The organism is Marinobacter pelagius (assembly GCF_900114925.1).
GTDB lineage: Bacteria > Pseudomonadota > Gammaproteobacteria > Pseudomonadales > Oleiphilaceae > Marinobacter > Marinobacter pelagius.
The window spans coordinates 178316-193249 of sequence record NZ_FOUR01000005.1; the positions used below are offsets into that span (position 1 = coordinate 178316).

At 58.6% G+C, this 14934-nt stretch carries 13 protein-coding genes; 6 read left to right on the forward strand and 7 right to left on the reverse strand.

The genetic code is table 11. From position 1 onward, the window contains the following. The first annotated feature begins 223 nt into the window (after positions 1-223). From BM254_RS11760 to BM254_RS11775, 4 genes are all read left to right on the forward strand, one after another. Positions 224-1117, forward strand: coding sequence for a dentin sialophosphoprotein (locus tag BM254_RS11760; protein WP_092003605.1), 894 nt, complete (start codon positions 224-226; stop codon positions 1115-1117). 61 nt (positions 1118-1178) lie between these two features. Next, positions 1179-1523 (forward strand): hypothetical protein, encoded by a 345-nt coding sequence (locus tag BM254_RS11765; protein WP_092003608.1) that lies wholly within the window; start codon positions 1179-1181, stop codon positions 1521-1523. Between the two features lie 14 nt (positions 1524-1537). After that, the gene (locus BM254_RS11770) at positions 1538-2233 is read left to right on the forward strand and encodes a C39 family peptidase (protein WP_092003610.1); all 696 of its coding nucleotides are present in this window, start codon (positions 1538-1540) and stop codon (positions 2231-2233) included. A 2-nt stretch (positions 2234-2235) separates the two neighbouring features. Beyond that, positions 2236-2793, forward strand: coding sequence for a hypothetical protein (locus BM254_RS11775; RefSeq protein WP_092003613.1), 558 nt, complete (start codon positions 2236-2238; stop codon positions 2791-2793). 8 nt (positions 2794-2801) lie between these two features. On the opposite strand, the gene BM254_RS11780 is transcribed toward BM254_RS11775, so the two are convergent. After that, positions 2802-3866 (reverse strand): transporter, encoded by a 1065-nt coding sequence (locus tag BM254_RS11780; RefSeq protein ID WP_092003616.1) that lies wholly within the window; start codon positions 3864-3866, stop codon positions 2802-2804. 2 nt (positions 3867-3868) lie between these two features. Then, a complete protein-coding gene (locus BM254_RS11785) occupies positions 3869-5242 on the reverse strand; it encodes a sigma-54 dependent transcriptional regulator (protein ID WP_092003619.1) in 1374 nt (457 codons plus the stop codon). Positions 5243-5499: 257 nt separating this feature from the next. Here BM254_RS11785 and BM254_RS11790 point away from each other — a divergent pair, with 257 nt between their 5' ends. Continuing rightward, positions 5500-7302, forward strand: coding sequence for an SLC13 family permease (locus tag BM254_RS11790; protein ID WP_092003622.1), 1803 nt, complete (start codon positions 5500-5502; stop codon positions 7300-7302). Between the two features lie 115 nt (positions 7303-7417). Continuing rightward, positions 7418-8764 carry a selenoneine synthase SenA gene (gene senA, locus BM254_RS11795; protein ID WP_092003626.1) on the forward strand — a complete coding sequence of 449 codons (1347 nt, stop codon included), beginning with the start codon at positions 7418-7420 and terminating at the stop codon, positions 8762-8764. Here the strand turns inward: senA and BM254_RS11800 are convergent. The 5 genes from BM254_RS11800 to dusB form a co-directional block, all read right to left on the reverse strand. Further along, positions 8734-10305 (reverse strand): cation:proton antiporter family protein, encoded by a 1572-nt coding sequence (locus BM254_RS11800; RefSeq protein ID WP_092003629.1) that lies wholly within the window; start codon positions 10303-10305, stop codon positions 8734-8736. The genes senA and BM254_RS11800 overlap by 31 nt on opposite strands. 30 nt (positions 10306-10335) lie before the next feature. Next, complete coding sequence (purD, locus tag BM254_RS11805; protein ID WP_092003632.1) at positions 10336-11622, reverse strand: phosphoribosylamine--glycine ligase; 1287 nt, start codon at positions 11620-11622, stop codon at positions 10336-10338. A gap of 158 nt (positions 11623-11780) precedes the next feature. Next, positions 11781-13361, reverse strand: a complete 1581-nt coding sequence (gene purH, locus BM254_RS11810; protein WP_092003635.1) for a bifunctional phosphoribosylaminoimidazolecarboxamide formyltransferase/IMP cyclohydrolase — start codon at positions 13359-13361, stop codon at positions 11781-11783. A 120-nt stretch (positions 13362-13481) separates the two neighbouring features. Next, positions 13482-13799: a DNA-binding transcriptional regulator Fis gene (gene fis, locus BM254_RS11815; protein WP_092003638.1), complete on the reverse strand. Its 318-nt coding sequence runs from the start codon at positions 13797-13799 to the stop codon at positions 13482-13484. After that, positions 13796-14791: a tRNA dihydrouridine synthase DusB gene (gene dusB / locus BM254_RS11820; protein WP_245777439.1), complete on the reverse strand. Its 996-nt coding sequence runs from the start codon at positions 14789-14791 to the stop codon at positions 13796-13798. The genes fis and dusB overlap by 4 nt, the downstream gene beginning before the upstream one ends. Positions 14792-14934 lie beyond the last annotated feature (143 nt).

Here is a 14934-nt window from a genome sequence, read left to right on the forward strand (position 1 = left end):
TCTCACAGACCTGTTTCGCCGATGAAACAAATTTGCAGATGGGAACACTGTTCACTTTGCGTAGTTTCAAATAAAAATCTTCAAAAACAGTCTGTTAGTGGGTCGGGATTCATTCTGGCACGGGAGTCGCATCCGTTCTGGTGAGGAACTGCCCCCGATGAACCCGAACTGCCGGTGAGGGGGTTGTTCTCTGGACATCCAAACATGTAAAGGGAATGACATCATGAATACCAAGAAAACTCTGCTAGCAGCTGCCATCGCAATGAGCCTGGGCGTTTCCGGTTTCGCCTATGCGGACCAGGGAGGAGATGGAGATCCGAATACCAATGCGGATAATACTTCCACGGCCAATAATGACTATTCCGGTAATACCGAATCGGGTAATGACAACTCCAACTACACCGATAATTCGGATAACTCCGATAACTCCGATAACTCGGATAGCAGTACGGACGTGGCCGATTCGTTCAAAATTGCGGATAGCGGGAATAATATGTCCGATAACTCTGACAATTCCGACAACTCGGACCATTCAGATAACTCGGACAGTTCAGACAACAGCACCAATCTGAATGATGCCTTCAAGATCGCTGATACTGGCAACGATATGTCGGATAACTCCGACAATTCCGATAACAGTGACAATTCGGATAACTCTGACAATTCCGATAACAGCACCAGTGTGAACGATTCGTTCAAGATTGCCGACAGTGGCAATGACAATTCCGACAATTCCACCAACACTGACGTGGCGGATAGCGGAAATGACAACTCCGACAACTCCATCAATACCGATATCGCAGATAGCGGTAACACTACTGTCTCTGATAGTGGAAATGACAGCTCTGACAATTCGGTTGTTCTGGAACTCGATGTGTTCCTGAATAATGCCGAGCTGGACGGCAATGTATCCGGGTTAACAACAACCTACGGTGATGCAAATGCCGATGGTGCTTACACTGAGGTCCGCAACTCCAATGAAATTTCCGGAGGATCAGCGAGCTTTACCGGTGTCGGCGCATTCGCACAAAACGCCGGTGTTGGCGGTGTTACTCAGGCCAATGTCAGTGTGATGTCCAATCTGTCGACTGGGTCAGCAGGTGGCGGAACTCAGTAGGTGAATGGAGTCGGCCGCACCCGTCTTCCGGTGCGGCCCGGCTTCTGCCGGGAGGCACGTCATGGCAAAAGTCTTTGGAATGGTATTGGCGATTGGGTTGATGTTCTCGGGCGGTGCGCCCTTGGCTGGCGCTGAGGAGTTTCCAGCTCTGGCTCCAATGAGTACCGACCAGTTGGAGCAATCCAGTGGCCGACAGGGACTGCCTGTGCAGTGGCAACTCAATGACACCGAGCAAAGCGCTATCGTCAGTGAAAATGTCCTGAGTGGCTCTGTGACAACAGGTGACAACCGGATCACGGATCACGCTTTTCAGAATATGAGTGGCATTGCCACAGTTATTCAAAACACTGGCAACCAGGTCGTAATTCAGGACAGCACCCAGATCAACGTGCACATAAACCAATAACACGGAGGTGGGCCATGGTGTCTAGGGTCTTGACGGGATTCACCGTGGGGGCGTTGGTGACGCTATGGCCTCCGGCCCATGCCGGAAGTGTCATGGTCCCGGGGCTCGCTGGCGGTATCCAGGTCGAAGTTGCCAGTTTCCAGGCCCAACGATTCAGCACTGTCATGCGTCAACAGTATGACTTCAGCTGTGGTTCCGCGGCTCTGGCATCGCTTCTTACTTTCCACTACGACGATTCCGTTTCCGAAGCCGAGGTTTTCGAAGGAATGTTCGATCTGGCGGATATCGAGAAGGTTCGCCGGGAAGGGTTTTCCATGCTCGACATGAAACGGTATCTGGAGCAGCGTGGTTATCAGGCTGACGGATTCCGTATGCCCTTGGAAGGGTTGCGTACAAAAGTGAAGGTGCCGGTCATTGTGCTGGTGAACCTGGAGGGTTACCGGCATTTCGTGATCATCAAGGGAATCAGTGACACGGCGGTCCTGGTGGGGGATCCCGCTCGCGGTCTGAAAGAGTACTCACGGTCGGAATTTGAAAAGCATTGGGATGGCGCGGCATTTCTGATTCGCAGTCATCTTGCCCAGGGACGCGCCAGTTTCCAGCTGGCAGGCAACTGGTCGGGTATTGTCCGGGCACCGTTATCGAGTGCGCAGGAGGGACCCGCTATTGGTCATACCCTGCCTTACTGGCCTTCTTCCAGGGAGTGGTAATTATGTACAGAACAGTTCATTCCGGGGTTGTGGCAGTTGCAATCCTTGGACTTCTGGTTTCACAAGCAGTATCTGCCACATCACCATCAGGCTTCGGAGAACACCTGACGGATCAGGAGCTGTCCGAACTCCGTGGTGGATTTGTGGTTCTTGATAACCTGGAGATTGCCATTGGGTTGGAACAGCTGGTTGCCGTGAATGGCCAGACAATGGTGTTGAACCGGCTGACGATACCGAATCTCAATCAGGTCGTGGACGGCGGGCGGATCACGGCTCGGGTGGAACAGGTTATTGCCAATGCCCTACCCGGCGGGAATGATGCAGTGGTAACGCCTCCGGAGGCACCACAGTCATCGGAATCAGTGTCTGGCTCCACCATATCGTTACCCATACGGGTTTCCAGTGAGATGGATGCCGGAAACTGGATGACTATTATCCAGAATCGCCTGGACAGTACGGTTATCCAGAACATGCAACAATTAAACATCGAGCTCAACAATCTGGGCTCCGCTTATCGCTTTCCTCAGGGTGTCCGGGACTCCCTTCCCATTCTGCCCTGAGCCTGTAATTAAAGGCTCAGGGGCAATTTGATTGTGATCTCGGTGCTGGGTGCGCTGTCTGTTACACCCACGCCAACGGATAAGGAAAGGCTGGTATTGGGAGTCAGTCGCTGTGACAAACCAAACGATAGCGTGCCGACCTGAATTCGATCAAAGGTCGCATCGAACAGGTCATTGCCCTGTTCGATGGAGGTCTTCTGGATAATGGAATGGTCGTAACTCAGACTGAACGACGTGCGCTCATTGAACGCAAAGCCCATCCCAAAACCGAATCGGATGACATCACCCGGGTCGATCTTACCGCCATTTTCGGGGCCCTCATCTTCCTCCTGCGTCCAGACATAGCTGAGATTGGCGAACAGGACTGCCGGGTCCGAGGGGTAGATGAAGGACAATCCCGGTTCATAAGCCCAGTACCCTGATCCGGTTGGCCTTTCGGCAAGTTCAACGCCGATCGGGTTTCCTTGGCTGTCAAAGACAGTCTGGCGCTCTACATCATAGGGACCATCGCCGGTTGGCGCTTTCACACGCAATACACCGATTACATACGGCCAGCCCTCCAGTCCGTCGTTAAGTTGATACCTCAGAGAAAGCTCGACGTCGCCGAGACCTTCGCCACTGGATTCACGGAGAGTGTCCACCGGAGTGCCCTGGAAGGCCTCGCGCTCCCTCAAATCTTCCTCGATCTCCAGGTATGGGACGCGAACGGACGCTTCGAAACGGCTGGTGAAGCCATATTTCAAAGAGACCGCGCTCACCAGCACATCGCGTTGTATTTCTGAAATATTGATCAGTCCAACCAGCAACGCAGGGATAACCGTATACCCCTCCACGGCAACCCGGGTTGAATTGCTGTGTGCATAGGAAAACGACGGCTCTATGGTGAATCGGCCGGGGCGAGTGACAATGCCCCGGTCTGCCGTGATTGAGGCAATGTCGGTGGCTGAGTCCCGGGATTGTTCCTGTTGCAGACTATCCCGGACTGCCGCCTCCCGTTCCTCCGGATCCGGAGGTTCCGCATGCAGGACAGAGGACAGCACCGTGATGCAGGAGATCAGTGCCAGTTGTTTCATTGTCATTCTCCCGTTCTGTAATCGATGCCTGAAGTGCCGGGCTTTGATGGACGTATCCTGTGTCGCTCCATGAGTCGGTACATCGATACCCTGGAAATCCTCAGAAGTCGGGCGGCCTCGGAAATATTGTGATTGGTTATTGCCAGACTGACAGAGATTGCGTGCTGATCGGCCCTGGATCTGACGGCCTCAAGACTGAGTTCGTCCTGATAATGGGTGAAACTGCCTGGTTGAAGCCCCAGATCGGCAGGTTCAATTTCTGGTTGGCGGGATAAAATGACAGCCTGGTGGACACGGTTCTCGAGTTCCCTGAGATTTCCGGGCCAGGGGTGACCCGCAATTGCCATCAGTGCTTCCCTGGTCATGGAATGAGACTTGCCTGCGAAGCTTTCCAGCAGTCGTTCTACCAAGGTTGGGAGGTCTTCCAGCCTTGCCCGTAACGGCGGCATGGTTACATTCAGGTTGCCCAGGCGATAAAAAACATCACTCCTGAAGAGCCCTTCCCGGACTCTCTGCTCAAGTGGGTGGCTACAAGTGGCAATAATACGGACATCAACGTCAAAGGCTTGCGTCGCTCCAATTCGCTCGATCTTTCCTTCCTGCAGAAATCTGAGCAGGGCCGACTGTTGATCCAGGCCCAGTTCATCCACGCCAATCAACAGCAGCGTGCCTTGATCCGCCAATTCGATACGGCCCTTGCGGGATGTCATGGCATGGGTAAAGGCGCCACGTTCATGACCGAACAGCTCGCTTTGAGTCAACGAGGCCGGCAGGGCAGCACAGTTGACAGTAACCATCGCTTGGAGGGTTCTTGGGGAAAGGTCATGGGCGAAACGAGCGGCTGCTTCACGGCCGGTTCCGCCTTCCCCGCATATCACCAGAGGGTCACTGGCTACGGAAAACTTTCGGAGCAGGCTCCTGGCCTCACTGATACCGGGGGATGAGCCCTCCAGCGCAAATTCCTGGTAGCTACTCGAATGCTCCTTGACCACGGCAGAGCTCAATCGTGTCATGCCCCATATATGGCCAAGGCTGTGCCTGAGTCGCTGCAGGTCTGCAGGTAAGGTGTGGTAGTCCTGGCAGTAGCGCCGGATCAGGCTGCGGACTTCCGGTTTATCCAGTTGTCCCGGCGTGACCAATGCCAACCAGCCAGGGAGCATCAGTTTTTCCAGCCACTGTTCGACTGTCTCCAGTTTTGCAGTTTCTTCTCCCAGGTCGCATACACCGATTGACCTTCGAGTGACATCAGGCTTCAGAGCGAGTGGAGTGTCAGCCATGTTGAGCTGCCTGACTTGCCAGTCAGGCAGGAACTGCGCCATCACTGTTTCGTGTCTGGGATCCGCCGACAGCCAGACTAGCGGTCGTTTGTGCTCCATAATCTTTGCTCCCGCAAAGAGGGTGAACAAGCGACTTCTCGTAAGGCAGGGATGGTATTGGAACTGCTATAGTCGATCACGACCCTGTGACCTGCCGGGGATAATGGCAGAAAGCATCCCTGGTATTTAACAAGCATGCATTGCGCCAGATTGATCGGGAGCTGAGTAAAAACAGGTGGCTACAATAGGTGTCTGGAAAATCATTTACGACGTGCGTAAACAATGTCGACATTGCAGGTCAGGGGCGGAGTAACTTTATGTTCCCGGATCAGTGGACAGTATTTGTCATCCTCGGATCGACACTGGGCCTGTTCATCTGGAACCGACTCAGGTTCGACGTCGTCGCCATGCTGGCCCTGCTGGCGGTGGCCGTAGCTGGTCTGGTACCCGCCGATGAGCTGTTTGCCGGTTTTGGCCATCCGGCGGTGATCACGGTTGCGGCGGTGCTGGTGATCAGCCAGGGACTGGTGAATGGCGGAGTCGTGGATGCCGTTGCCCGGCTGCTGGCCCGAGTTGGACGCAACGCGGTTCTTCAGGTGGTGACGCTGACTCTCGTTGTCGCCCTGTGCTCCGGTTTCATCAACAACGTTGGTGCTCTGGCGCTGTTGATGCCGGTAGCGGTCTGGATGTCCCGGCAGGCCGGGCGCTCGCCTTCCCTGTTACTGATGCCGCTGGCGTTCGGCTCCCTGCTGGGCGGCACCATGACCCTGATCGGTACTCCGCCGAACATCATTATTGCCAGTTACCGGGAAGCCGGCTCCTTCGGGCTGTTCGACTTCGCTCCGGTGGGCCTCGCCATCACCGCGGCGGGTATCCTGTTCATTGGTCTGGTTGGCTGGCGACTGACGCCGAGGCGCGATGACCCTGCCGAGGGCGACAAACTGTTCAGTGTCGGTGATTATGTGACCGAGCTGCAGGTTCCGGAAGGGTCCGACTATGCCGGCAGTACCTTGCACAATCTGCTGACCACCGGAGATTCCGAGAAAAGCCTCGTGGTCCTGGCGCTGATCCGGGGCGACAAGACTTCACCCGCACCCTCGACCTTTACCGTGCTCCGGGAGCAGGATGTGTTGCTGGTGGAGGCGGATACCGACAGTCTGCAGGAATTTCTGGATCATACCGGTCTGATACTGCCCCATACGGTCTCAGAGGAAGATGAAGAGGAGGGCGAAGGCACGCGGGATGCCGAGAAGCAGCTCGCTACCGGCGATGTGCAACTGGTCGAGGCGGTGATCAGCCCTTCGTCCCGGTTGATCGGACGCACGGCAAACCGCCTGAACCTGCGTGAGCGTTACGGCCTGAATATTGTCGCGGTGGCACGCCAGGGCCATCGGTTGAAGCAGCGCCTGGCGGATATACGGCTGCGCTCCGGCGATATCCTTCTGGTCCAGGGTTTTGAAGACAGCCTGACCGGCGCCCTGAAGACCCTGGGATGCCTGCCGCTGGCGGAGCGTGGGCTGACACTCGGGCGGGAGAAGAATCTGGTGCTGGCCGGTTCTCTGTTCGCCGCCGCCATCCTCGCCATTATTACCGGATGGTTGACGCCCCCGGTGGCGCTGGTGGCCTGTGCCGTTGCCATGGTACTTGCACGTCTGCTGGATGCCGCGGAAGCATACCGTGCCATCGACTGGTCGGTGATTGTCCTGCTGGCGGCGATGATTCCGGTGGGTCGGGCCCTGGAAACCACCGGAGGGGCGGAGGTCATCGCCACGCAGATACTGGCGATAGCCCAGGGACAGGCGCCCTGGATGGTGCTGACCATCATCCTGGTGGGCTCCATGCTGCTGTCCAATGTGGTCAACAATGCCGCTGCGGCGATCCTGGTGGCGCCCATTGCATTGGGTATCGCGGCACAATTGGGGCTGGCCTCCGATGCCACACTGATGGCGGTGGCAATCGGGGCCTCCTGTGCCTTCCTGACCCCCATCGGCCACCAGTCCAACGCCCTGGTGATGGAACCCGGAGGTTATCGCTTCGGAGACTACTGGCGCCTCGGCCTGCCTCTATCGGTGATCGTGACCGCCGTTGCGGTGCCGGCGATTCTCTGGGTCTGGGGCTAGGTCATCTGACGCGGGTCGGGTGGGCGTATTCACTGAGGGTAAACGGCGGCTTTTGCCACCGCTGGTTTCATGTCTGTTATCCTTTTCCAAAGCATTTTCCCGGGGATTCGAACCCATGCAATCTGACGATGTAAAAGCCGACCTCCTGGCAGAGCTGGAGCAGGCCCGTGTCCGAACCGAGCGCCTTATCTGCACCTTGCCCGAAGATAAACTTGATGTGCCGTATCACCCCGGCGTTAATCCGCCGCTCTGGGAGATGGGCCACTCCGCGTTTTTCTACGAGGTCTTCGTGTTCAATCTGCTGGATGGCACCCCCAGCTACGATCCGGCCATGGACGACCTGTGGGATTCCTTTCATGTCGAACATCGCGACCGCTGGCGGTCCGACCTGTTCCCGGGCCGGGACAAGACACTCGCCTACTTCCGCACCATCTATGACCGGATGGCCGAACGCATCCACAGTAAGCCGCTGACGGACGAGGACCTGTACCTTTACCGGTATGCGATCTTTCACCAGAACATGCACATCGAATCGCTGATCTGGTGTCGGCAAACGGTGGCTTATCCGGCGCCACCGGATTACGTCGGCGATCGCCCCGCCCCGTCAGAGGCGGTCTCGGGTGACGCCGAGGTGCCTGCCGGTCGCTGGCTCATAGGCATGCCGGGAACATCCGAGGACTACGCTCGCGAGGATTTCGCTTTTGATAACGAGAAGCCGCGCTTTGAATTGGAACTGGATGCCTTCCGGATCAGCCGGACACTCGTCAGCAATCGGGAATTTCAGGCCTTTGTGGACGATGGTGGCTACCAGCGTCGCGAGCTCTGGTCCTTCGGCGGCCGCAAATGGCTGGATACAGAGCAGGATTTAAGCCTGGTGCACGGTCTGGATGAACCGCTGATGCGTGCCCCCAGGCATCCGCTGTACTGGCGCTGGCATGGAAACCGGTGGCAGGAGCGACTGTTCGACCGCTGGCAGCCGTTGAATCCGGATGCACCGGTGACCCATGTAACCTACTGGGAGGCCGAAGCCTGGTGCAACTGGGCGGGACGTCGTCTGCCGACGGAATATGAGTGGGAGGTGGCGGCGCTGGCCAACCGGTCGGGGGAGGCCTTCCGACGGTTCCCCTGGGGTAACGAGGCGCCGACTCTGCAGCATGCTGATATGGATGGGCGCAATCAGGCACGGAACCCGGTCTGGGACTATCCGGCGGGCGAAAGCCCGTTTGGCTGCCGGCAGATGATCGGTTCGGTGTGGGAGTGGACCAGCAACCAGTTCCTGCCCTACGACGGCTTCAAGGTCGACATGTACCCGTTCATGTCGACCCTGCAGTTCGGCGACCACAAGGTGACCAAGGGCGGCAGCTGTGCCACCTCATCCAATCTGATCCGCGGCACCTATCGGCAGGCTTATCTGCCTCTGCGCAACGATGTCTATACCGGGTTCCGGACCTGTGCGCTCTGATCGCCGGACTCATCCATGAGGTGGCTCGCCAGGGCCACCCCGGTCTCACTCATGGTCAGGTAGGCTTCATTGGCTCCTGCTTCACGGATTTTTCTGGCTTCGTCGGCAAACATGGTGTGCGCGACGATGTAGCCGGTAAATCCGAGTTTCCGCAGCATGCGCGCGGCGATGAGTTTGCCCTCGATATCGCTCATGGCGAGCACAACCGATTGCAGTGAGGGCATGTGCAGGCCCTCCCAGAACGTGGTGTCCTCGGCGTCGGCAAAGACCACGTTACGGCCCTCTTTCTGGTGCTTTTCGGTTTTCGCCGGATCCGAGTCCAGCCCCATGATCCGTGATTCGTGGGGCTGTAACCAGTCATAGGCGGCGGTTCCGGTGCGCCCCATGCCCATTACCAGCACCCGGGTGTCCCCCAGGGAAATTGGCTGCTCGTCCGGGTGTCTTTTCCGGCTCTCGAACCGCACGATGCGATGACTGATCTTCTCGTAGATGCTGTGTGCAAACCGGTTAGCGGGAGCCGAGACAAGGAAGGACAGGGAGACCGTGATGGCCAGAGGGACCAACCATTCGGGCAGGGCGACACTGGCGACAATCAGGCCGAATTCACTGTAGTTGGTCAGTGACAGAGAGGTGAGGAAACTGCTCCTTGCCCGCAAACGGAATGCCAGCAGCAGAAAATAGAACAGAACCCCTTTCAGAGGCAGAACAAGACCTGCCACCAAAGCGAAGATCAGAGCCTGCTGGTCTGGCAGGCCGCCAATGCCGATCTGCAGGAAAAATCCGACCAGAAAGACTTCCTTGACGCTCCAGAGGGATTTGGCCAGCTCTTGCGAGCGCGGATGATTGGCCAGCATGGCGCCGAAGATCAGCGCACCCAGCTCGGAACTCATGCCTACGGCCTCAAAGCCCAGCCCCCCGAGAACCAATGCCAGCAACAGGCCGAGCAGGACCAGCAGCTCATCATGCCCACTGGCATCCAGCAGCCGGTAAAGCAGCGGCCGGAGAAGGGGCAGGCCGAAAATCATCAGGGCCCACTGCGACGGGGTCTTGCCGGCGGCAAGGCTCATGACCACCAGGGCAATCAGGTCCTGCATGATCAGGATGCCGATGGCGACCCGGCCATGGAAAGCCCTGAGCTCCCGTTTGCTCTCGAGGACCTTGGCCGCGAGCACGGTGCTGGAAAACGACAGGGCAATGGCCAGCATGACGGCCGTCGTCCAGTCCAGTTCCAACAGCCAGTAGAGGGGTGGTGCAAAGACCACGCAGGTAATGGCGAAATGCAGCAGGCTGCCCCCGATCACCTCCGGAGAGACAATCGAGCGCAGCTTGAGCTTGAGGCCGACTGTGAACAACAGCAAGAGCACACCCAGGTGGGCAATGTGCCCCAGGGCGTCCGTGGCCTCGATGGTCAGGCCGGTGACGGACGAGAGCCCGGCCAGAACAAACCCGGCAGCGAGATAACCTACCAGTGGCGGTAACCCGACCGTTTTGACCAGCAGGCCCAGCACGAAGGCAAAGGATATCCAGACTGCTTCAGGCATTTAGTGTGCTCTCTTCGGACCGCCGGGAGATCAGGCCTGCTCGCGGGCAATCGCCCGATAGGCGATGTCCTTGCGGTAGAACACACCATCCCACTGAATCTTGCCAGCCAGTTCGTAGGCCCGTTTCTGGGCCTCGGTGACGGTGTTGCCCAGAGCAGTGGCGCACAGCACGCGGCCACCGCTGGTGACGACCTGATCGCCATCGAGCCGGGTACCGGCGTGGAACACTTTCTCGCCCTCGACTTCCGTTTCCGGCAGGCCGGAAATGACGTCACCCTTGTTGTAGCTGCCCGGGTAGCCTCCGGCTGCCAGTACGATGCCCACGGAGGCGCGGTCGTCCCACTCGGATTTGCACTGGTCCAGCCTGCCGTCGACGGCTGCCTGACACAGTTCCACCAGGTCGGACTTCATGCGCAGCATGATCGGCTGGGTTTCCGGATCACCGAAACGACAGTTGAATTCGATCACCTTGGGGGCGCCGTCGGCATCAATCATCAGGCCGGCGTACAGGAAGCCCTTGTAGGGATAGCCTTCGGCAGCCATACCTTTCACGGTGGGATAGATCACCTCATCCATGATGCGCTGGTGCACATCGGCAGTAACCACCGGTGCCGGGGAATAGGCGCCCATGCCACCGGTGTTGGGGCCGGTGTCACCGTCACCGACGCGCTTGTGATCCTGGGAGGTGGCCATGGGCAGCACGTGCTCGCCATCCACCATCACGATAAAGGAGGCTTCCTCGCCCTCCAGGAATTCCTCGATGACCACCCGGCTGCCGGCGTCGCCGAAGGCATTTCCGGCCAGCATGTCGCGGATGGCGTCCTCTGCTTCCTCGAGGGTCATGGCGACAATCACGCCTTTGCCGGCGGCCAGGCCGTCAGCCTTGACCACAATCGGAGCGCCCTGTGCACGCACATAGGCCAGGGCTTCGTCGACATCGGTAAAGTTGGCGTAGGCGGCGGTGGGAATTTCCTGGCGCGCCAGGAAATCCTTGGTAAAGGCCTTCGAGCCTTCCAGCTGGGCGGCACCGGCACTGGGACCGAAGATGCGAAGGCCGTGCTCTTCGAACCTGTCCACCACGCCGGCCACCAGTGGGGCCTCAGGGCCGACGATGGTCAGGCCGACGTTATTGTCGGCGGCAAAGTTGGCCAGGCCCTCAAGATCCATCACGTCGATATCGATGTTTTCCAGGCCCGGCTCCCGGGCCGTGCCGGCGTTGCCCGGCGCCACGAAGACCTTGTCCGCATCCGGAGACTGGGCGGCTTTCCAGGCCAGGGCATGCTCGCGTCCGCCACTGCCGATTACCAGAATGTTCATGAGCTTGTACCTTTTTAAAGTCGGGGTCAGAAGAAGACTTTCTTCAGACCCCAATTTCACCGCATCGCCGGGGTCTGATGAAAGCTTTCATCTGACCCCATCTTCGAATTATTCCCCGGGGTCAGAAGAAGGCGTTCTTCAGACCCCAGCAGCAACCGTCAGTGCCGGAAATGCCGCATGCCAGTAAACACCATGGCAATGCCATGCTCGTTGGCGGCATCAATCACTTCCTGGTCACGCATGGAGCCGCCGGGCTGGATCACGGCGGTGATGCCGGCAGCCGCTGCGGCGTCGATGCCGTCACGGAACGGGAAAAATGCGTCCGAGGACATCACCGAGCCCTTCACCTCAAGGCCTTCATCTGCGGCCTTGATACCGGCGATTCTGGCGCTGTAGACCCGGCTCATCTGGCCGGCGCCGATGCCGATGGTACGGCCGGCCTTGGCGTAGACGATGGCGTTGGATTTGACGTACTTGGCTACTTCCCAGGCGAACAGCAGGTCGTTCAGTTCGGCTTCGCTGGGCTGGCGATCGGTCACTACTTTCACATCTTCCATGGCGACCATGCCCAGGTCGCGGTCCTGTACCAGCAGGCCGCCGGTCACCCGCTTGTAGTCGAGCGCTTTGGCACGCTCGCTGTCAAACTCGCCGCAGGCCAGCAGGCGCACGTTCTTCTTCGCGGCAACGATCTCCACGGCTTCCGGAGCCACGGTCGGCGCAATGATCACTTCCACGAACTGGCGATCAATAATGGCCCTGGCAGTTTCGGCGTCCAACTCACGGTTGAAGGCAATGATGCCACCGAAGGCGGAGGTGGGATCGGTGGCAAAGGCCAGGTCGTAGGCCTGGCGGATGTCGGCGCCGATGGCAACACCGCAGGGGTTGGCGTGCTTGACGATCACGCAAGCCGGATCGGCGAAGGGCTTCACGCATTCCAGGGCGGCGTCGGTGTCGGCCACGTTGTTGAAGGACAGCTCCTTGCCCTGCAGCTGCTCGGCGGTTGCCACGCAAGCTTCCTTCGGGTTGCGCTCGGCGTAGAAGGCGGCGCGCTGGTGCGGGTTCTCGCCGTAGCGCATGTCCTGAACCTTCACGAACTGGGCGTTGAAGGTGCGGGGGAAATCGGCGTTGTCGTTGTCCGGGGTACGGCCGCCCAGGTAGTTGGCGATCGCGCCATCGTAGCCGGCGGTGTGTTCGAAGGCCTTCACAGCCAGGTCGAAGCGGGTGCTGTAGCTCAACTCGCCGTCATTGTCATCCAGCTCGTTCAGGATCCGGCGGTAATCGGAGGCATTGACCACGATGGCGACATCGTTGTGGTTCTTGGCCGCGGCGCGAACCATGGTGGGACCACCGATGTCGATGTTCTCAATGGCGGTGGCCAGATCGCAATCCGGTTTGGCCACGGTGTCTTCGAACGGGTAGAGGTTTACCACCACCATATCGATCGGGTTGATGCCGTGCTCGGACATGACAGCATCGTCAGTGCCCCGGCGGCCCAGGATGCCGCCGTGGATTTTCGGGTGCAGGGTCTTGACCCGTCCATCCATCATTTCCGGGAAACCGGTGTAGTCGGACACTTCGGTGACCGGAACATTGTTTTCCTGGAGCAGGCGGAAGGTGCCGCCAGTGGAGAGCAGTTCAATGCCTCGGTCGGTCAGGGCACGGCCGAAATCGACAATGCCGGTTTTATCACTCACGCTGATGAGCGCGCGACGGACGGGGGTGTTAGCCTGGTTTGCCATGGGTCACTTTCTTCGCTGGTCAGATAAGCCGGATGACGTTGCGAGGTTGCAACGACCTCGTTGTAACGAACAAGGGCCTCGCGAACGTGATCCGGGAGGCCCTTTTGGGGTCAGGTCAGATTATAGCAGACCGTATTGCTTGAGCTTCTTGCGCAGGGTGCCGCGATTCAGTCCCAGCATGGTGGATGCCTTGGTCTGGTTGTTGCGGGTGTATTTCATCACCTGCTCCAGCAGCGGGGCTTCCACTTCCGACAGTACCAGTTGGTAGACGTCGGTGACGGGCGCGCCATCCAGTTGCGCAAAATAGTTCTTCAGGGCAACTTCAACGCTGTCACGCAGGGTGACGCTGTTGCCGCTGCTGTTCACCGTTTGCAACTGATGAAGGTCATCGTTGGCCGGGGTGCTCAGGTTGTCGTTTGCCAAAGTCTCAGCGGTCATGCTGCGAATACCTCTCCATTTCGTAAGCCTGCAAAGTACTGTTCGATGCTGTCTTTCTGCTCCAGCGCGTCTTCGATGGCGTTGAAGCGTTTACGGAACTGTCTGCTCTGGTCGTGGGACTGCAGGTACCAGCCCACGTGTTTTCTGGCGATACGCACGCCCATCTTTTCGCCGTAAAAGCTGTGCAGTTCGGCCAGGTGCCCGGTGAGGATCTGCTCTACCTCGTCCAGGGGCGGCTCCGGTAGGTGCTTTCCGGTCTCCAGGTAATGGAGTATTTCCCGGAAGATCCAGGGCCGGCCCTGGGCGCCCCGGCCAATCAGCAGGCCATCGGCGCCGGTGTGGCTGAGCACCTTCAGGGCCTTCTCCGGTGAGGTGATGTCGCCGTTGGCGAACACCGGGATCTGCACCCGGGATTTGACTTCGGCGATGGTGTCGTATTCCGCGTCCCCGTTGTACTTGTCCGCGCGGGTACGACCATGGATGGCCAGGGCCTGAATGCCGGCATCCTGAGCCATCCGGGCAATGACCGCTGCGTTGCGATTGTCCGAGTCCCATCCTGTGCGCATTTTCAGCGTCACCGGAACGTCCACCGCCTTGACGACGGCCTCCAGGATTTCGCGGACCAGTGCCTCATCCTTCATCAGCGCCGAGCCGGCAGCCTTGTTGCATACCTTCTTGGCCGGACAGCCCATATTGATGTCGATGATCTGGGCGCCGAAGCCGGCGTTCTGCCGCGCGGCGTCGGCCAGCATCTGCGGATCACCGCCGGCGATCTGGACCGAGCGTGGCTCCGGCTCGCCCTCATGGTTCAGCCGTGTCCTGGACTTGCGCGTATGCCAGAGCTTGCTGTCCGCTATGACCATTTCCGATACCGCAAGGCCCGCTCCCATCCGTCGGCAGAGTTGCCGGAAGGGGCGGTCGGTCACACCCGCCATGGGTGCAACGATGAGCGGGTTGGGCAAAGTGTACGGCCCGATTTTTGCCGTTGGCAGCATGATCTGAGTCCGTGTCACAGCGGATTGAGCAAGGATCGGAATGGAACGATTGATCAATTAGTGATCGGTCCGGTTCCGAAGGGCGCTAATGATACCGTCGGGGCCCCTTCGATTGAAGGGGCTTGACAGTGAAAAAAGCT